The organism is Paenibacillus aurantiacus (assembly GCF_042431225.1).
GTDB lineage: Bacteria > Bacillota > Bacilli > Paenibacillales > Paenibacillaceae > Paenibacillus_Z > Paenibacillus_Z aurantiacus.
The window spans coordinates 84,514-101,230 of record NZ_JBHMDO010000003.1 but is presented as its reverse complement, the minus strand read 5'-3'; the positions used below and the strand labels follow the sequence as shown (position 1 = coordinate 101,230).

Below are 16,717 nucleotides of genomic sequence, written 5' to 3'. Positions count from 1 at the left end.
ATGGGAACGAGCTTCATGACGTCTCAGGCAAGTTTCCGTTTCGGGGAGAACGTTAAGGGAGGCCGCGATGAACGAGACCGCATTTGACGAATCTTTATTTGCAAGCTTGAAGCCGGGTTTAATGTCGTTCTGTTACCGGATGCTGGGCTCTATGGACGATGCGGACGATGCCGTACAGGAGACGAGTATTCGGGTCTGGCAGAGCGGGAGCGCGTTCAGACAGGAATCTTCGTTCAAAACGTGGGTCTATCGGATTGCATCAAATATATGCTTGGACAAGCTGAGACAATCCAAGCGCCGCGCGCTTCCCGTTGACTTGTTCGATCCGGCCGTCGCCATCGTCGAGCCGCGCGATACGCAGCCGAACGCCTCGTGGATCTGGCCGTCTCCCGACTTTGGAGGCAATCCGGAGGATCGGCTCGTCCGCAAAGATACGCTTCAACTGTGCTTCATCGCTCTCTTGCAGATTTTGCCTCCGCGGCAGCGTGCGGTACTCATTTTGAAGGATGTATTCGAATGGTCCTCCAAGCAGATCGCGGCAACGTTGGCGATGTCGCCCGCAGCGGTGAACAGCGCCTTGCAGAGAGCCCGAGAGACGATGGACCGGGCGCAGCTTCGTTCCGATGAACTCAGCAGGATGGACAATCAGCCGGAGCCGCAGCTTCTGTCCCGGTACGTGGAGGCCTTCGAGCGATTCGATATTGCTGCGCTTGTCGCGCTGTTTCACGAGGAAGGCTGCATGTCGATGCCCCCCTTCGAGATGTGGATTCGCGGCAAGGACGATTTATCCGCCTTCTATTCGCTTACGCGCTGGCATTGCGAGGGTTCGCGACTTGTGCCCGTTACGGTGAATGGCGGTTATCCGGCATTGGCCCAGTATATGCCGGGCAAGGAGGACGACAGCCTGGTGCCCTGGGGCATCCACGTCATCGCAATCAAAGAAGATCGAATCCTGCACGTTCAAAACTTCATCAACGCCGAATTATTTTCGCGATTTGGGCTGCCTGAGCGACTCGACCGATGACGAGTTCCAGCAAGCAGGCTGGCAAGCGATTATGGACCACTTCAACGCCTACACCGAGCAATCCTGATCCGTTGGCAGCAGAAGATCGACAAAGACGCCGGGCCAATGCGCCCAGCGTCTTTTCATAACGACATTGTAACGTTATTACGCCTCGCCCGACTGTACTTCCGAGGGATTGTTGTTCATGTAGTTGATGGCCCACAGATGGCCGTCCAAGTCTACGAAGCCCCAATGATACATGAAACCGTAATCCTCCGGATCTTCGTGTATTTTCCCGCCCAGGGAGATCGCCGTATTCACGATTTCATCGACCTTCTCCCGGCTCTCGAAGGAGAGCGCGATCGTCAACTGCGCATACTTGTCCGTATCGACGGTTTCCTTCTTCGTGAGGGTATTAAAGAATTCTTGGGAGATCAGCATGACCTGCAGGTTGTCGCCGATCACGATGGCTGCCGACTTGTCCTTCTGGGAGAACTGCGGGTTGAACTCGAAGCCGATTCCGGTGAAGAAATCCTTCGATTGTTCTACGTTTTTTACAGGCAGGTTGAAACTCGTGAATGCGGACGTTAATGCCATTTTCATACACCCCATCGTTAAATGAATTTGGTTGTCATTGCTGTCTTCGTTTAATTAGACGACGGCCGATTCGGAAATTCATCGGTCTAGCTGCGCGGGAAGCGTGAATTTTTTGGCTGACCTCCAATCGCCTACAGACTCCTCCCCAATAAGGTTCCCACTTGTTTGGCCATGACTTGAGGCGGATGAGGCATGCCATTCTTGATCCACCATTCAATGACCCCGACATAAGCGGTCCCCGCATATTGCAGCATCACATCGTCCGTTAACTCCGCGTTTCTTCCGCTCTCCCGGTCAATTTCGCCTTTGAATCCATCCATGAACGAAGCGAGAAGCCGCGTTCGAAAAGAAGACGGAGCTTCTTTGCTGGCTAACATGGCCGAGAAGAACAAATGATGTTGCTCAAAGTATTCAAAATAAGGGACAAGGGCATCGGTCCATTCCAACTCGCATGCCCATTCATCCATCGCGTCTAATTCATGAAAGTGGGATTCGATGAGTTTATCCAACAAATCAAACTTGTCTTGATAATGAAGGTAGATGGTTCCGCGATTGACGTCGGCGCGGTCCGCAATATCCGAAATGGTGATGTCATCGAATTTCTTCTCGGTCATCAGCTCGATCACCGCTTTTTTCAAAGCCTCCTGCGTCTTTACAATTCTCCGATCCACTTTAGCCATCGTGAACGCCACCAAACTTTCTAGAATAATGAACAATCCCGGCGATTGTGTTGAGATCTCAACATAACGCGATTTTTTAACCATTGAACGCAAGCCTCGTGCTCTTATAATAATAGACATGAGTTGATTAAACAATGTATATCGTTTATCGGACTCTGGTTGGTTTAGCTCCTTGTCCAGAAGAATGGAAATGAGGGATGATCGACAAATGCGATGACGATCTTACTTGAACTAGAGGTGTTATGGTGGCGAAACGCAATCAGGGCTTGATTATCATCTTAACGATCGGCGTCTTCGGTATCTTAAATACCGAAATGGGAATTATCGGGTTATTGCCTGCCATTGCGGATCACTTTGAGGTGAGCGTGTCACAAGCTGGATGGCTGGTAAGCGCGTTTGCCCTTGCCGTCGCCGTGTCGGGTCCAATCTTGCCGTTAGTGTTGTCGGGCATCGATCGGAAGAAGATCATGCTGCTCGTGCTTGGGGTTTTCGTTCTGGGGAATATAGTCTCCATCTTTGCATCCAACTTATCTGTTGCACTAATTGCTCGCGTCATCCCGGCGTTGCTTCATCCGGTTTATTGTTCATTGGCCTTCAGCGTCGCCGCGGCCTCGGTTAGCGAGGAAGAAGCGCCCAAAGCGGTGTCGAAGGTGTTCATCGGCGTATCGGCCGGTATGGTCATCGGCGTGCCGATTGCAAACTTCTTGGCAAGCGCGGTTTCGTTGCAGATCGCGATGATATTCTTTGCTGCCGTCAATTTGCTGGCATTCGCGGCTACGTTATTATTCGTGCCAGCTTTGCCCGTTAAGCAGAGACTTTCGTATGGGACGCAGCTCTCCATATTGAAGAAGGGCCTGACCTGGATTTCCATCGTGGCGATTATCTTGCTCAATGGGGCCGTATTCGGCGTATACAGCTATCTTGCCGAGTATCTCCAGACGGTTACGAAGCTGTCCGCGAACACCGTGAGTGCCGTATTGTTCCTATTCGGCGGGGCTAATATTATCGGCAACATCGCGGCGGGCAAGCTGCTGACGAACCATGCCCGCAAGTCGCTTTTCGCTTTTCCTTTTGCATTGGGGGCCGTGTACATCCTATTATTCTTCACCGGACAGTTCACCGTACCTATGGCGATCCTGACGTTCATCTGGGGGATATTGGCTGGCATTGGGGCCAATATGAATCAATATTTGATGATGTCTTCCGCCCCCGAAGCGCCGGATTTCGCGAATGGATTGTTTTTGACGGCGGCTAACTTAGGGGTGACGATCGGCGCCGCAGTAGGCGGGATATGGATCGCGGCAATGGGGACGCCATACGTGGTCATAGCGGGACTGCTGTCCCTGCTGTTCGGCCTGGTCGCCATTGCACGAAGAAACGCTCTGTTTACGACCGCTCGGCAACATTCCAAATAAGCATAATTTCAGGAGGTCATACGATGATAACGACTCATGCACGCGCTGTATTCAATCCGCAAGGTCCGTTCCAACTGACGACGATCGAACGCAGGGACCTTCAGCCGCACGATGTTCTGATCAAAATCAAATACGCGGGTATTTGCCATTCCGATATTCATACCGCTCGCGGCGAATGGGGGCCGATCAACTATCCGATCGTGCCCGGGCACGAAATTGCGGGCATCGTCGCCCAAGTCGGCTCGGCCGTCACCAAGTATGCCGTTGGCGATCGAGTCGGAGTAGGCTGCATGGTTGACTCGTGCAGAACGTGCGAGCCTTGCCGCAAGGGAGACGAACAGTACTGCCTGAGCGGAAACACGGGCACCTATGCCGCAATCGACAGGTACGGTCACTACACGCAAGGCGGTTATTCGACGCATATTGTCGTGACCGAGGATTTCGTCGTCCGCATTCCGGATCGCCTTGCGCTTGACGTGGCGGCTCCGCTGCTGTGCGCCGGCATTACGACGTACTCGCCGCTGCGCCATTGGGAAGCCGGTCCCGGCAAGAAGGTAGCCGTTGTCGGACTTGGCGGGCTGGGCCACATGGCGGTCAAGCTCGCGCATGCGATGGGGGCGGAGGTTACGGTTCTGTCGCAGACGCTCAAGAAGAAAGAAGACGGCTTGCGCCTTGGCGCGGACCAGTATTATGCCACGAACGATCCGCAGACGTTCCGGGAGCTGGCGGGGGCGTTCGATCTGATCATCAACACGGTAAGCGCGAAGATTGATACGAGTGCCTACCTTTCGCTGCTGGCGCTGGATGGTACGATGGTCAATGTCGGCGCCCCGGCCGAACCGATGGAGATTAACGTGTTCCCGCTCCTTCTTCAGCGCCGGTCATTCGCCGGGTCGACGATCGGCGGCATTCGCCAGACGCAGGAGATGTTAGACTTCTGCGCTGAACACGGCATTGCGCCCGAGATCGAAGTCATTGCCGCCAATCAGATTGATGAAGCGTGGGAGCGCGTACTGGCATCGGATGTCCGGTATCGGTTCGTCATCGACATCAGCACGATGGAGAAGGAATAACGAAAGCTTGGCACTTCAATATAACGCGTTATAACGGCAGCCGATAGGCGGCCGTTATTCGTCGTCTTGACGTCGACAGGTAGAATCAAGGGAATAACGTGCTCAGCATACGATCACAGAAAGCGGCCCGCTCATCGTTGGATTCGATTTTACCCAAGAAATTGACCTGGAACGCATGCTGAAAACAACTGCCCAGCAATAAATCGGCAATGGCCTTAGGGTCCATTTCTTCTCGGATTCTGCCGAGCTGCTGCTCCTTGAATAAATAAGCTGCCACCGCTTCGTTAGCCCTGTGGGGACCTTCATTACGCAAAGCAAAACCTTCCCGATGGCGAAGCAGCATATCCGGTTCCGAGAAAACCGAACAGATCAGGGGCATGGAATTACTGAAATCCTCCAGTGCAGCTCGCGTTACGGGTTCAAGGTTGCGACGGATCGTTTCTTTGCCGGCAAGACTCTGCAACGAAGTCAGCGTTCTCATCAAGTTTTGAAGCTGTCCTCGCAATACATGGAGAAAAATATCTTCCTTGTTTTTGAAATGGTTATATAACGACCCTTCCGAGCAACCGGCTGCACGGGCGATTTCTTTCGTCGTGGTCTTGGCAAGCCCGTTCGCTAATAAGACTTGCTCGGCGGCTTCGGCGATTTTATTTTTTAAATCCAAGTTCATCCCTCGCTCTATTGACATGGCATCGAAAGCTGTTTATGCTCCTATTATGAGTGTGCGCTCACTCAATGTCAAGGAAGCTGTTGTCCTAGGCGGGAGGCATAAGTATGCTCCACAATGAGTGTGTGCTCACTCAAATTGAAAGAAAGGAGGTTATCCGCATGACGAAGCCTCAACATTACGGCAACTATGTCCGATTGGTTCCCGCGTTCCATTTTATTCTCGTGCCGCTTGGCATGATCTCGTTAGCGGCCGCTATCGTCTATTTCTTCCTATCGGTAAGTCATGGAGATTCTTTGCTTGCTTCTCTGCTATTCGTGAGCCTTTCTCTCATGATGGTCATGACGATGGTGCTCTCCCGAATCTTCGCATGCAAGGCACAGGATCGCGCGATCCGTGCCGAGGAGAATTTGCGGCATTTCGCATTAACCGGCAAGCTGCTTGATCCAAGGTTGACGATGAACCAAATTATCGCGTTGCGATTCGCATCGGACGAACAATTTTTGTCTTTATGCGAGAAGGCGGTGAAGGATCGGATTGCCCCGGACGCGATCAAGCGGGAGATTACATCCTGGAGAGCCGATCATCATCGGGTGTGAAATGAGAAACGGAGGTGTCGAATGAGCACGTTACGTGAAACGTTCAAAGAAACGACGATCAGGATGCTGCAAACCTACATCCAACATTATATCGATCACCATTGCCAGCGCGTCTGGGACGGGAATCTGCCGGAGATCCAGCGAATTTTTGCCCAAAACGGGGATTCTGCGTACGGTTTTTTCTGTCGTAAGCTATTCGAGCCGTTAGTGGCGGAAATCGTCGAGTCGGGATTTCACCCCCGTCCCTTATTGCCGGGAGCCTTCCCGCAGTCGGTTGAACAATGGGGGCCTTGGGAGGATCGAGAAAGGCGATTTTGGAGCGTCATTTACGGACAGAACGAGCAGCCGCTTGGAACTTTGGTCACGAGCATTTTCCATGATCATACCAGCCCTCGCTTGCCCAGACGGCCGCAAGTCGTTCAGATTCGCGAGACGGATCCCATACGTATATCGGATGCGATTGTGCGCGCAGATCTGAAGAACGAGAATGAAGGGGAAGGAGGTGCGACTAGTTATGAGTGAGTTCGCTTCTGCTCGAATTATCCGACGCTGCTTTGTTGGATGCGCATGGCTTTTTGCGGCCGCGATTGCGCTCCAGGTTCTCATCGCAGGGCTTGCTCTATTCGTTGATTCAGCTAACTGGGCTGCCCACATTAGTTTTGCCAGATATTTCGGGTTGCTTCCGCTCGTTATGATAGCACTGGCGTGGATCGGCCGGTTTCCTTCCAAGACAGTTCTGAAATCCGTTGGATTATTCGGCATGATCATCGGGATGTTCCTAACCGCCATCTTCTCGTCTCGGATTGGAGGATTATCCGCACTCCACCCAGTCATCGCCCTCATGCTCTTCTGGAGCAGCATGGATACTATTCGTACCATTCGCTCAGCAAAGCCCATCATGCGAAAGTAAGCTCGCCCAAGCGCAGGACGGGGAAAATAATCTTGGGGAGACTCCGCGCTGTACGAAGTGCCCAGCGGATTGTGGTACCTGGACATCGTGTAGACAAATTTGATCACGCCTTCCTTAACCGTCCGGCGGAAATTACGTGTGTGCTGCTGAGCACGGCGCTAGCGGGTATAAAGCTTACTGGCAGGATCGTATAGGATTTTGGCGAATGGATAATGGTGGAAGATAAATAACCATTGAGGTGAGCAGGATGATTTCCATAGAGGTTCGTCCAATGAGGGAATCCGATGTCGATCTTGTATATCGCGTATTCGATACATGCGGCATCGGAAAACCGATGGATTACGTTCGGAGATGCTGGGAACAGAACGAAGCCGGGGAAAGAATCACGTTATTGGCTTTCGATCAGGGGGCGTTTGCGGGAAGTTTGCATCTACTTCACCAGTCGCATTACAAGTACTTCGTGCAAAACGGCATTCCCGAGATCAATGATTTTAACGTTGTCCCTGCTCTACGGAAGCATGGAATCGGCACCGCGTTAATGGATGAAGTCGAGCGAATCGCTTTTGAACAGTATGGTACGGTGGGGATCGGCGTAGGGCTTTATCGGGATTACGGCAGCGCGCAGCGGTTGTATGCCAAAAGAGGATATGTCCCGGACGGCAAAGGCGTGATGTACTGCGAACAACCGGTTGCGCCTGGCAGCTCGGTGCGCGTGGATGATGATTTGATTCTGTATTTCACCAAAGACAGACCAGTTCAAGAAGATAAACGAGCAACCTTCTAAGGGAGCGAAGAGTAGATGATTCGAGAAGCCGAAGCGAGCGGACCGGGATCAATTGAGCGCACTCTATCGCATGCTGGTCCCGAATAGCAAGAGTATGTTGGTCATCGAAGAGCAAATCGAGGCGATTAAGCAAGATCCGGCCAATTATATACTCGTATACGAAGAGCGCGGAGCACTGCTAGGCACGGTCACGCTCAATATATGCCGGCAGGCGCTGCATGGCTTCAGACCCTATGGGATCGTGGAGAATATCATTGTTCATGAAGATCATCGGGGCAAAAATATAGGACAGCAGCTCTTACAGTATGTCGAGGATTACTGCCGATCGATAGATTGTCATCGCATCATGCTGCTAAGCAGTTCCGCGCGTCAACGCGCGCATCAGTTCTTCGAACGAGAAGGCTACAGCGGTACCGTCAGCAAGGGATTCAAGAAATATTTATGAGCATGACACGAAGGCAGCCGGTCACGAGGATCGGCTGCCTTCGTTGCGCTGACGGGCCGGGATGCGCGACTCCTACAACTTTCTTGACTTAAAGCGCGCTTTAAGTTTTACGATTGGCGTATAACTTCCACTGGGGGGGTGATGGACATGAAAAAAGGGAACTGGCTTGCGGGGCTTGGACTAATCGGTGCGTGCGCGTTGTGTTGTACGCTGCCGCTGCTTGGGGGCTTGGCCGTAGCAGGGGTATCCGCGTTCTTGGTGAATCCATTCGTATGGGCGGGTACGGTGCTTATGTTCGCCATCGCGGGTATCGTGATCTATCACAGACGAAGATCAACCGGATCGTCTTGCATGACAGCCAGTTGCAGCTGTAATTCTTGCAGTTCGAAAGGCGTATAGCAGCCGGTCGGTGAGCGCAGGAGCGGGCTGGGGGCAGTCGCAGATACCGCTGTTTGTCATGGCCCCCCGGCCCCCACACCAACCGCTGGCTGCGAATTCTTCACACGTACACGATTGCCCTTAACCCCACAACATTCCCCGTCCTGCAGGCGGTAATACGCATCGCAATCTAATCATTCGGGCGAAGCGCCAACAACCGCTTGAGGTTGTCATCAATCAACTGGTTATCGGCGCCGTTGATTCCGCGACCGGCAAAATGGCCCCAGATCGACTCGATCGGATGCAAAGCGGCATGAGGGATACGCTTCGCTTCGTGGACGTTATCATCCGCCGTGCAGAAAAGATCCGTGCTTCCTGGCATGATGCAGGCAAGCGCTTGAATGCTGCCGAGCGCCTTATCGAAATCGCCGTTGTAAGCGGGATTAGCGCTAATATCTGCATGTTGGCCGGTCCATAACATAGCCAGCACATTATGCGGATCCATCTTCATGAAGCTGTCTTCCCAGACGCCCGCCGTGAAATCTGCCAATGACTCGAATCCCATCCCACGATAAAGCCCCTCTCGGTAGAACGCCTGCGACACCCCCCATCCCGCATAGGCCCGGCCAACGGCGCGCATGTCGGCAGAAGTCAACTCGCCTAGTCTGCTGGAATCGAAGCCGACTGCAGCCAGGAGCGCTGCTTTCATGCCGTCCAGCACCACGAACGTATGAGGCCAAGTCTTGGCAACGCCGGCGAAAGGCGCAATGCGTTCCACCATCCCGGGATAACTGGTCCCCCATTGGAAGGCTTGAATGCCGCCCATCGACCAACCCACGACGAGCGCGATCTTCTCGATGCCGAATTTCTCGGTCACCAGCCGATGCTGGAATTGAACGTTGTCGTAGATGGTCACCTGCGGGAAGTTAGCTCGGTCGAATGGGGCAGGCGTGTTGCTCGGAGACGAAGACAATCCGTTGCCCAGCAGATTAGGAACGATAATGAAGTAGCGCTGCGGATCTAGCGCCAGACCGCTGCCGATCAACCATTCATTCTGAACGTGCTGGTCGCCGAAAGCCGTTGGGTAAACGATGACATTATCCCTCTTCTCATTCAATGTTCCGTATGTCTTGTAAGCAAGGAAAGCGCCTGGCAGCGTCTCTCCCGATTGCAACGCGACGTCGCCTAAATCAAAAATCTCATAGTCCATCCTGATGTCGCTCCCTTCAAAATGAAAAAACAAATTTATGCGATGTTGCTTGTGACTCAGTATAGGGGTGTGGTAGTTTCAATAAAAGCGATTAAAATTCAAATCAGTATTCAAAAATATTGAAAGTTCAAGGGGGAGCGGATGATGGAATTACGCCAGCTGAATACGTTCCGCACGGTTGCGTCCACGTTGAATTTCAGTCGGGCGGCGGAAGCGCTGAACTACGTCCCCTCCAACGTCACGATGCAAATCAAGGCTTTGGAGGATGAGCTTGGCGTTCGCCTCTTTGACCGCTTGGGCAAGCAGCTCGTTCTCACGCCGGAGGGTCAACGCTTCTTAACCTATGTCCACAGCGTGCTGGATAAATTGGACGAAGCTCGCAGCGTCGTGCATGACACCGACCAGTTAACCGGCACCGTGACGATCAGCGCCAACGAGGTGCTATGCGCCTATCGGCTTCCCGTCGTCTTCCATCTCTTTCGTTCGCGCTATCCAGGCGTTCGCCTCATCTTCCGCTCCGTTCCGAATCAGCAGCTCAAGCAGACGCTCTTTGAGGGAACGGCGGATGTCGTCTTTGCATTGGATGAACCGATTCGGTCAACGGGACTTGCCGTGGAACCGATGCTGGAGGAGACGTTTCGCTTCTTCGCCGCTCCAGACCATCCGCTTGCGGCACGACCTGTCCTACAACTGGAAGATTTCCACGGAGAAGTGTTCCTGACGAATGAGAAGGGATGTACGTATCGGACGATGTTCGACCGGTCATTCGAGCAAGAGGGCATTGATACGATCACGTATTTGGAGTTTCAAAATGCCGAAGCCATTAAGCAATGCGCCATCACGGGCATCGGCATTGCCTTCCTTCCCGAAGTCGTCGCGCAAGCCGAAGTGGAACGGGGCGAGCTTGTTGTGCTTCCGTGGCAAATCCCAGACTTGCATGTATATACGCAGATGTTATGGCATAAGGACAAGTGGCTTTCACCGATCATGACAGCATTCATCGAAGCAGCACGGGAGGTCCTCGCTATAGGGGAGGATAATCAGCCTGTATAGACACCCGCTTGCGCAGCGCATGGATTTCCGTCCCGGCTTATCCCGCGCGGAGATCAATAACGCCGTTGACGGCTGGATGAATGAAGACTTTACAGCCTTATGCTTCCGATGCGTTCCTTCCGTTCCGTGATAACCTCGATCGAGCCGCTCAAAGCGGGGTTCGATACGTGGTTCGGACCGGTAGTTCCGTGCGCGATGAACAGGTCGTCGAGGCGGCGAGTGAATATGGCATGGTCATGGCCTATTCGGGTATTCGGTTGTTTCATCATTGATGGATTCGTTCGGATGAGCGTCCATTGGGGTAGTTCTCCCAATTTAGCAATAGAGAAGAAATGATCCGGGGCGTTCGATGATATTGTTGGGAATGTACGGAAAACAATCGACACTGGAGGGATTCAATTGAGTCAAAGCCGTGCAGCACTTCCGCAAATCGTGTCCCAAGAAGAATGGTTGGCCGCTCGCGATGAATTGCTTCGCAAGGAGAAGGAAGCGACCCGCGCGCTGGACGCGCTTGCCGCGGCACGACGCAGGCTGCCGATGGTCCCGATCGACAAGGATTATGCGCTCGAAGGGAAGGACGGGAAGACGAGCCTGCTTGAACTGTTCGAGGGGCGTAGACAGCTCATCGTGTATCACTTCATGTTCGATCCCAGTTGGCAAGAAGGCTGTGTAGGTTGCTCCATGCTGGTCGACAGCATCGGACATCCCGCTCATCTGCATGCCCGTGATACCACGCTGGTCCTCGTTTCGCGTGCGCCGTTAGAGCAAATCGAGCGATTCCGAAAGCGTATGGGCTGGACGATTCCATGGGTCTCTTCAACGGGCAGCGACTTTAATCATGATTTTGGAGCCACGACGGACAATAGGGAAATACCGGGATTTAGCGTCTTCCTCCGCGATGGCGAGAGCATCTTTCGGACTTACTATACCACGGCTCGCGGTACCGACAGGCTCAACAACCACTTCAATCTTCTCGACCTGACGCCGTTCGGCCGTCAAGAAGAGTGGGAGGATTCTCCTTCAGGATGGCCGCAAACCAAGCCGTATACGTGGTGGCGACACCACGATAAGTACGAACATGCCAATCATTCCGATTCCTGCTGCCGCTAGGCTTTCGTTCAAGAGCTGTGATGGCATATGACGAATGTCACCTTGATTCGATGATGAGACTCACTATGGATTCACTCCCTTACAGGCGATAATAAAGCCATAAGAACTTTGAGGGAGTGTTGATGATGAATACAACGGTATCGATGATGATTTCGGTTTTGATTTTCTTTTTCATCCTGCGGGGACAATTAAGCGGTATGAAGAAGCCATTGAAGAAGTCGGGCATCACCTTGCTGCTGCCGATCGCGTTCGTATCGACTTCGCTGATGCAGCTGTTCGATCCTTCGCTGCATATCAGCGGCGAGCAAGCCATCCTGGCGCTGGCGATCGGAATGATCGTCTCGATTCCGCTGATTGCGACGACCGGCTTCGAAGTACGCGGCGGCAATACGTTCATCAAGCGGAATAAGACGGTTTTTGCGCTGCTGCTCCTGTTGTTCGCGCTTCGATTTGTGGCAATCGCCTTGATCACATCCATCGATCCGAGCACGCTTGGCTTTCTGTGCAACCTCTTCACCTTGGGCTATATCGTAACGTGGCGAGTGGCGAGTTTCGTGAAATTCCGAGGCATCCGCGCTTTCGGCGGCCTTCGTAATCACGCTTGACATTAGCCGCCAGACGACTATACTGTAAAACATATCCAACAGCCATGATGGGAACGAGTACCCTGATGGTCATTGTCTCAGCGAGCCGGCAAGTGGTGGAAGGTCCGGCACAATGACGCAGGCGAATGGCTCCTGTCGCTTCAATCCGAACGTTGCGCGTGCAATCAGTAGGCGTTGACGGCAAGTCCCTCCGTTATCTTGGGGACGCGTGTTAGTTGTCGTGACACGTGAGAGTGCGATCATGGATCGAATTCGGGTGGTATCGCGGAGTGAACACTTCGTCCCTTTTGGGGATGAAGTGTTTTTTGTTATTACGAAGGAGGAGCTGACGGGATGAAACGCGTGTTATCGGGCATCAAACCAAGCGGCGAGCTGAATATCGGCGGTTTCGGCGGGGCGCTGCATCCATTTGTTGCAATGCAGGAGGCGTATGACTGCTTCTTCTTTATTCCGGATCTGCATGCGGTAACCGTTATGCAGGACCCGAAGGAGCTGTACCGGCGTTCGAGGGATATCGCGGCCTTCTATATCGCGGCGGGCATCGATCCACGCAGATCGGTTATTTTCTTCCAATCCCAGGTTGCTGCCCATGCGGAATTAGGCTGGCTGATGGAGACCCAAGCGCATGTCGGCGAGCTGAACCGCATGACGCAATTCAAGGAGAAGTCGGACGGGAAAGAAGCGGTCAGCTCGGCGTTATTCACATACCCGGCTTTGATGGCGGCGGATATCTTACTGTATCAGGCGACCCATGTTCCGGTGGGGGACGATCAGAAGCAGCATTTGGAATTGACGCGGGATTTGGCCGAGCGCTTCAACAACCGGTTCGGCCCGACATTCGCGATGCCTGAACCTATCATTCCGACGATCGGTTCCCGAATTATGGGCTTGGACGATCCATCGAAGAAGATGAGCAAGAGCAACCCGAACGTCAGCAGCTACGTGCTCATGCTGGATTCGCCCGAAGACATCCGGAAGAAATTCGCCCGCGCGGTGACGGATTCCGAGATGAGCGTTCGCTATGATTGGGAGAATAAGCCGGCGGTGAGCAATCTGATCGAAATCTATGCCGTCTTCTCGGGCGAACCGATCGAGAAGATTGAGCGTCAGTATGAAGGGCAAGGCTATGGCGGGTTCAAAAAGCACCTCGCGGAGATCGTCATCGAGAAGCTGCTGCCCATCCAGCAGCGCTATCACGAGATCGTACATTCGGAGGAATTGACCCGCGTGCTGAAAGACGGCGCGGCACGAGCAGCCGAGGTCGCCAATGAGACGCTGCTTAAGGCGAAGAAGGCAATGGGGTTTGTTACGTTTGAATGAAGCGGAAGAATCGATGTCTAACTAATTTGAATTAGAGGAGAATGTCTCATCAGATCTTTTTTATTCACACAACGTATTGCTTTACCTTACTTCATGATATTCCTCCTGTATGTTTGGATGATGGGACGTTCCGCTTACCCGGTTGAGATGCTTGTAATAAGTATCGTCTTATTCCCCGCGGCAGCCGCGTTATTGACTAGGTTGGCTGCTCAAAAAAGAGGGATGACGATTTTGACATCGCTAGCCAATTATGTAATTGATTTGGCGTTGTTTCTCATTGTGTGGATAGGCATCAGCGAACCGGCTAAACAAACGGAAGAAAACAATGCCTTAGGTATGATCCTTTTCCTATCGTTACTTGTATCAGTTGCGGGTATCGTGATTGGTAGTGCAATTGGCGTGGCATTCAAAGGAAAACGGAAGGCGGGAAGTCGATGACAATAGAGACAACCATACGGTTTATAGAAGATGAGCTTGCGCGAACACGAATTGCTTACGATTCATGGTTCGACGTACAGCCAGAATTGCTCGGCTATAAACCCAAAGAAGGTTGGAGCATTGAAGAGATCCTAGAGCACGTCACCTTAACCAATCAATTTTTATTGATTTTGATTCGGAAGGGAAAGAACAAGGCGAAAGAACTTGCAGCGAAGAAAGATTTACAACAGGCCGTTCTAGACTATACGTACAACCTAGATGAGCTTGACCAGATCGCCCGGCATAAGTCATTCGTCTGGATCAGACCCGAACATATGGAGCCTGTCGGCAGCATTCCGCTATCCCAAATTAAGAGCAAACTTGAAGAGCAGGTCAAGGAATGCCAAGACATTCTCCATGAAATACCGAACGGTGAAGGGATTTTGTATCAAACCACCATGTCGGTCAACGCACTCGGGAAGATTGATGTTTACCAATATATCTATTTCTTATGTCAGCATGCCAAACGCCATCTTGTACAAATGCAAAAGGTAAGAGATGAGTTTGCCACATATATAAGTTGAACCAGAGAATTGAATAAAGCTGCGGAGAAAGTTACAACTATCCAGGGAGGCGCTATATGCGAACAGGTGGATGCGAAGGAAGTAGTAGCGATGCCTAAAATTCTGATCGTGGACGATGAAGCCGATCTGCGAAAGCTGCTGACCGATTACTTTGAAATCAACGGGTATTTCGTTCTGACCGCCAAGGACAGCCAAGAGGCGCTGCGGAAGGTGGAACAACAACCGGATCTCGTCCTGATGGATATCAATATGCCGGGGCAGAACGGCCTTGAATTATGCGAGCGAATCAGAAACTTCGTCTCCTGCCCGATCTTATTCTTAACCGCTCGAATCGAGGATGCCGATAAAATAGCCGGATTTCAGGCCGGGGGCGATGACTATATCCTCAAACCGTTCAGCATTCGCGAGCTGGGCGCCAGGGTCGAAGCGCATTTGCGCAGGGAACAGCGCATCCAAACCAAAGCCACGGTGAAGTTTAATGATGATTTGGTCATTGACTATACGGCCCGGGAACTCTACTACCGGGACACCCGAATTGCGCTGGCGAAGAAGGAGTTCGACATTATCGAGCTGCTGACCACGCATCCCGGCATGGTGTTCGCGAAGGAGCGGATGTACGAGAAGCTCTGGGACTTGAACGATGAAGGTGACAGCAGCGTGATCGCGGAGCATATCCGGCGGATTCGTGCCAAGTTAAAGGAAGTCGGCTGCACGGACCGAATCGAGACCGTTTGGGGAGTCGGTTACAAATGGCAAAGCTCTTGAATCGGCTGCTGCTCAAGCGACTTACCTTGCTGCAAGCTTTCATCCTATTATGCGTCCTCACGCTCATCGGCGTACTGGCCGTCATCACCATGGAGTTCGCCTGGGCGGAGTACATGAAGAAGCGCTTCGGCGAGACGGATTGGGTGCTGCCTTCCCTCGTCGCGGCGGTGCTGCTAACCGTGGCTGCGGGAATCGTCGCCATGGCCATTCTATTCTACAAATGGAAACTACAACGGCCGCTGGCGCTATTGAAGCAAGCATCCGAGCACATCTCGGCGAACAATCTCGGCTTCCGCATCTCCTACGACAGCGGCGACGAGATGGGGGAGTTGGTCGCGGCATTCGAGAACATGCGCTCGCAGCTGGAGAGGAATATCATGACGCTGTGGCGTTCGGTCGAGGAGCGCAAACAGCTCAATGCGATTTTTGCCCATGACCTAAGGACGCCGCTGTCGGTGTTGAAAGGATACGCCGAGTTTCTCGCCACCTATTTGCCTGAGAAGAAGTTGTCGGAGGAAAAGGTGCTGGAGCTGGTTCATACCATGAGCCAACACATTGTACGTCTGGAAAGCTATGCCGAAGCCATGAGCTCGATTCAGAAGCTGGAGGATGTTCCGGTGCACCGCCGCCCAATCGAGATGATCCCGTTAACGGCAATGCTGAATGAGTGCGCCGAACAAATAATAGGGCAATCTGGCAAGCGCCTCGTCTCTTCCATGGAAGAGGCGAATACCGCCATCAACCTCAACGTGGATACCTATCTCGTCATGCAGGTGTTCGAGAACTTGATGGCTAATGCCATTCGCTACGCGGCCGCTCAGGTGAACGTTCGCTATGTCGTTCAAGAGGGCTCATTCACGATTACCGTCACGGATGACGGACCCGGATTCCCGGATGAAACCCTTCACAAGGCGGTGCTTCCATTTTATCGCGGGGAGATGTGGGACTCGAGCGAACATCGGGGGTTGGGTCTTTATATTTGCAAGGTGCTGTGCGACAAACATGAGGGAAGCCTGCAAGTCGGCAACCAGCCTCAAGGGGGAGGAAGCGTGACGGCGCACTTTGGGTTCGGGGTTGATAAATAGTTGAGATTTATCCGATA

19 protein-coding genes, 1 pseudogene and 1 other annotated feature are annotated in these 16,717 nt (G+C 52.7%); of the genes and pseudogenes, 16 read left to right on the top strand and 4 right to left on the bottom strand.

The annotated features are described in order from the left end of the window. Window positions 1-58: 58 nt before the first annotated feature. Window positions 59-1,024: pseudogene (locus tag ACFFSY_RS01325) on the top strand (sigma-70 family RNA polymerase sigma factor); the annotation flags it as partial. 144 nt (window positions 1,025-1,168) lie between these two features. On the opposite strand, the gene ACFFSY_RS01320 reads toward ACFFSY_RS01325, so the two are convergent. Both ACFFSY_RS01320 and ACFFSY_RS01315 read right to left on the bottom strand, forming a co-directional pair. Continuing rightward, window positions 1,169-1,600: a VOC family protein gene (locus tag ACFFSY_RS01320; RefSeq protein ID WP_377488735.1), complete on the bottom strand. Its 432-nt coding sequence runs from the start codon at window positions 1,598-1,600 to the stop codon at window positions 1,169-1,171. Between the two features lie 131 nt (window positions 1,601-1,731). Next, complete coding sequence (locus ACFFSY_RS01315) at window positions 1,732-2,280, bottom strand: TetR/AcrR family transcriptional regulator (RefSeq protein WP_377489660.1); 549 nt, start codon at window positions 2,278-2,280, stop codon at window positions 1,732-1,734. A gap of 245 nt (window positions 2,281-2,525) precedes the next feature. Here ACFFSY_RS01315 and ACFFSY_RS01310 point away from each other — a divergent pair, with 245 nt between their 5' ends. Beyond that, window positions 2,526-3,695, top strand: a complete 1,170-nt coding sequence (locus tag ACFFSY_RS01310) for an MFS transporter (protein WP_377488732.1) — start codon at window positions 2,526-2,528, stop codon at window positions 3,693-3,695. 23 nt (window positions 3,696-3,718) lie between these two features. Next, window positions 3,719-4,768: an NAD(P)-dependent alcohol dehydrogenase gene (locus ACFFSY_RS01305; RefSeq protein ID WP_377488729.1), complete on the top strand. Its 1,050-nt coding sequence runs from the start codon at window positions 3,719-3,721 to the stop codon at window positions 4,766-4,768. Between the two features lie 85 nt (window positions 4,769-4,853). Here the strand turns inward: ACFFSY_RS01305 and ACFFSY_RS01300 are convergent, their stop codons facing one another. Then, window positions 4,854-5,432, bottom strand: coding sequence for a TetR/AcrR family transcriptional regulator (locus tag ACFFSY_RS01300; RefSeq protein WP_377488726.1), 579 nt, complete (start codon window positions 5,430-5,432; stop codon window positions 4,854-4,856). A 164-nt stretch (window positions 5,433-5,596) separates the two neighbouring features. Between ACFFSY_RS01300 and ACFFSY_RS01295 the strand changes: the two genes are divergently transcribed. The 6 genes from ACFFSY_RS01295 (at window position 5,597) to merT (ending at window position 8,572) form a co-directional block, all read left to right on the top strand. Then, entirely contained in the window at window positions 5,597-6,034 is a 438-nt protein-coding gene (locus tag ACFFSY_RS01295) for a DUF6526 family protein (protein WP_377488723.1), read from the top strand. Between the two features lie 21 nt (window positions 6,035-6,055). Continuing rightward, entirely contained in the window at window positions 6,056-6,556 is a 501-nt protein-coding gene (locus tag ACFFSY_RS01290; RefSeq protein ID WP_377488720.1) for a DUF6022 family protein, read from the top strand. Then, a complete protein-coding gene (locus tag ACFFSY_RS01285; protein WP_377488717.1) occupies window positions 6,549-6,944 on the top strand; it encodes a DUF6220 domain-containing protein in 396 nt (131 codons plus the stop codon). The genes ACFFSY_RS01290 and ACFFSY_RS01285 overlap by 8 nt, the downstream gene beginning before the upstream one ends. A 247-nt stretch (window positions 6,945-7,191) precedes the next feature. Continuing rightward, on the top strand, window positions 7,192-7,728 hold the full coding sequence (locus tag ACFFSY_RS01280) for a GNAT family N-acetyltransferase (RefSeq protein ID WP_377488714.1): 537 nt from the start codon (window positions 7,192-7,194) through the stop codon (window positions 7,726-7,728). Between the two features lie 52 nt (window positions 7,729-7,780). Next, window positions 7,781-8,173, top strand: a complete 393-nt coding sequence (locus tag ACFFSY_RS01275) for a GNAT family N-acetyltransferase (protein WP_377488711.1) — start codon at window positions 7,781-7,783, stop codon at window positions 8,171-8,173. Window positions 8,174-8,314: 141 nt separating this feature from the next. Beyond that, entirely contained in the window at window positions 8,315-8,572 is a 258-nt protein-coding gene (gene merT / locus ACFFSY_RS35125; protein WP_512699677.1) for a mercuric ion transporter MerT, read from the top strand. A gap of 169 nt (window positions 8,573-8,741) precedes the next feature. Here the strand turns inward: merT and ACFFSY_RS01270 are convergent, their stop codons facing one another. Then, window positions 8,742-9,761, bottom strand: coding sequence for an alpha/beta fold hydrolase (locus tag ACFFSY_RS01270; protein WP_377488708.1), 1,020 nt, complete (start codon window positions 9,759-9,761; stop codon window positions 8,742-8,744). A 144-nt stretch (window positions 9,762-9,905) separates the two neighbouring features. Here ACFFSY_RS01270 and ACFFSY_RS01265 point away from each other — a divergent pair, with 144 nt between their 5' ends. The 7 genes from ACFFSY_RS01265 (at window position 9,906) to ACFFSY_RS01230 (ending at window position 16,700) form a co-directional block, all read left to right on the top strand. Next, entirely contained in the window at window positions 9,906-10,814 is a 909-nt protein-coding gene (locus ACFFSY_RS01265) for a LysR family transcriptional regulator (RefSeq protein WP_377489657.1), read from the top strand. Window positions 10,815-11,213: 399 nt separating this feature from the next. Continuing rightward, window positions 11,214-11,924, top strand: a complete 711-nt coding sequence (locus ACFFSY_RS01255; protein WP_377488705.1) for a DUF899 domain-containing protein — start codon at window positions 11,214-11,216, stop codon at window positions 11,922-11,924. 125 nt (window positions 11,925-12,049) lie between these two features. Then, window positions 12,050-12,529: a CcdC protein domain-containing protein gene (locus tag ACFFSY_RS01250; protein WP_377488702.1), complete on the top strand. Its 480-nt coding sequence runs from the start codon at window positions 12,050-12,052 to the stop codon at window positions 12,527-12,529. A 35-nt stretch (window positions 12,530-12,564) separates the two neighbouring features. Then, window positions 12,565-12,818: a binding site (T-box leader), on the top strand. A 44-nt stretch (window positions 12,819-12,862) separates the two neighbouring features. Then, complete coding sequence (gene trpS / locus ACFFSY_RS01245) at window positions 12,863-13,849, top strand: tryptophan--tRNA ligase (protein WP_377488699.1); 987 nt, start codon at window positions 12,863-12,865, stop codon at window positions 13,847-13,849. Window positions 13,850-14,283: 434 nt separating this feature from the next. Next, window positions 14,284-14,850, top strand: coding sequence for a DinB family protein (locus ACFFSY_RS01240; RefSeq protein ID WP_377488696.1), 567 nt, complete (start codon window positions 14,284-14,286; stop codon window positions 14,848-14,850). A 90-nt stretch (window positions 14,851-14,940) separates the two neighbouring features. Then, entirely contained in the window at window positions 14,941-15,615 is a 675-nt protein-coding gene (locus ACFFSY_RS01235; protein ID WP_377488693.1) for a response regulator transcription factor, read from the top strand. Beyond that, window positions 15,600-16,700 (top strand): HAMP domain-containing sensor histidine kinase, encoded by a 1,101-nt coding sequence (locus ACFFSY_RS01230; RefSeq protein ID WP_377488690.1) that lies wholly within the window; start codon window positions 15,600-15,602, stop codon window positions 16,698-16,700. The genes ACFFSY_RS01235 and ACFFSY_RS01230 overlap by 16 nt, the downstream gene beginning before the upstream one ends. Window positions 16,701-16,717 lie beyond the last annotated feature (17 nt).

Excerpts from the sequence above, each read along its gene's own strand:
- ACFFSY_RS01305 (WP_377488729.1), top strand. The coding sequence starts at position 3,719 with ATGATAACGACTCATGCACGCGCTGTATTCAATCCGCAAGGTCCGTTC.
- ACFFSY_RS01315 (WP_377489660.1), bottom strand. The coding sequence starts at position 2,280 with ATGGCTAAAGTGGATCGGAGAATTGTAAAGACGCAGGAGGCTTTGAAA.
- ACFFSY_RS01285 (WP_377488717.1), top strand. The coding sequence starts at position 6,549 with ATGAGTGAGTTCGCTTCTGCTCGAATTATCCGACGCTGCTTTGTTGGA.
- trpS (WP_377488699.1), top strand. The coding sequence starts at position 12,863 with ATGAAACGCGTGTTATCGGGCATCAAACCAAGCGGCGAGCTGAATATC.
- ACFFSY_RS01250 (WP_377488702.1), top strand. The coding sequence starts at position 12,050 with ATGAATACAACGGTATCGATGATGATTTCGGTTTTGATTTTCTTTTTC.
- ACFFSY_RS01240 (WP_377488696.1), top strand. The coding sequence starts at position 14,284 with ATGACAATAGAGACAACCATACGGTTTATAGAAGATGAGCTTGCGCGA.
- ACFFSY_RS01295 (WP_377488723.1), top strand. The coding sequence starts at position 5,597 with ATGACGAAGCCTCAACATTACGGCAACTATGTCCGATTGGTTCCCGCG.
- ACFFSY_RS01270 (WP_377488708.1), bottom strand. The coding sequence starts at position 9,761 with ATGGACTATGAGATTTTTGATTTAGGCGACGTCGCGTTGCAATCGGGA.
- ACFFSY_RS01280 (WP_377488714.1), top strand. The coding sequence starts at position 7,192 with ATGATTTCCATAGAGGTTCGTCCAATGAGGGAATCCGATGTCGATCTT.
- ACFFSY_RS01230 (WP_377488690.1), top strand. The coding sequence starts at position 15,600 with ATGGCAAAGCTCTTGAATCGGCTGCTGCTCAAGCGACTTACCTTGCTG.
- ACFFSY_RS01235 (WP_377488693.1), top strand. The coding sequence starts at position 14,941 with ATGCCTAAAATTCTGATCGTGGACGATGAAGCCGATCTGCGAAAGCTG.
- merT (WP_512699677.1), top strand. The coding sequence starts at position 8,315 with ATGGACATGAAAAAAGGGAACTGGCTTGCGGGGCTTGGACTAATCGGT.
- ACFFSY_RS01320 (WP_377488735.1), bottom strand. The coding sequence starts at position 1,600 with ATGGCATTAACGTCCGCATTCACGAGTTTCAACCTGCCTGTAAAAAAC.
- ACFFSY_RS01290 (WP_377488720.1), top strand. The coding sequence starts at position 6,056 with ATGAGCACGTTACGTGAAACGTTCAAAGAAACGACGATCAGGATGCTG.
- ACFFSY_RS01265 (WP_377489657.1), top strand. The coding sequence starts at position 9,906 with ATGGAATTACGCCAGCTGAATACGTTCCGCACGGTTGCGTCCACGTTG.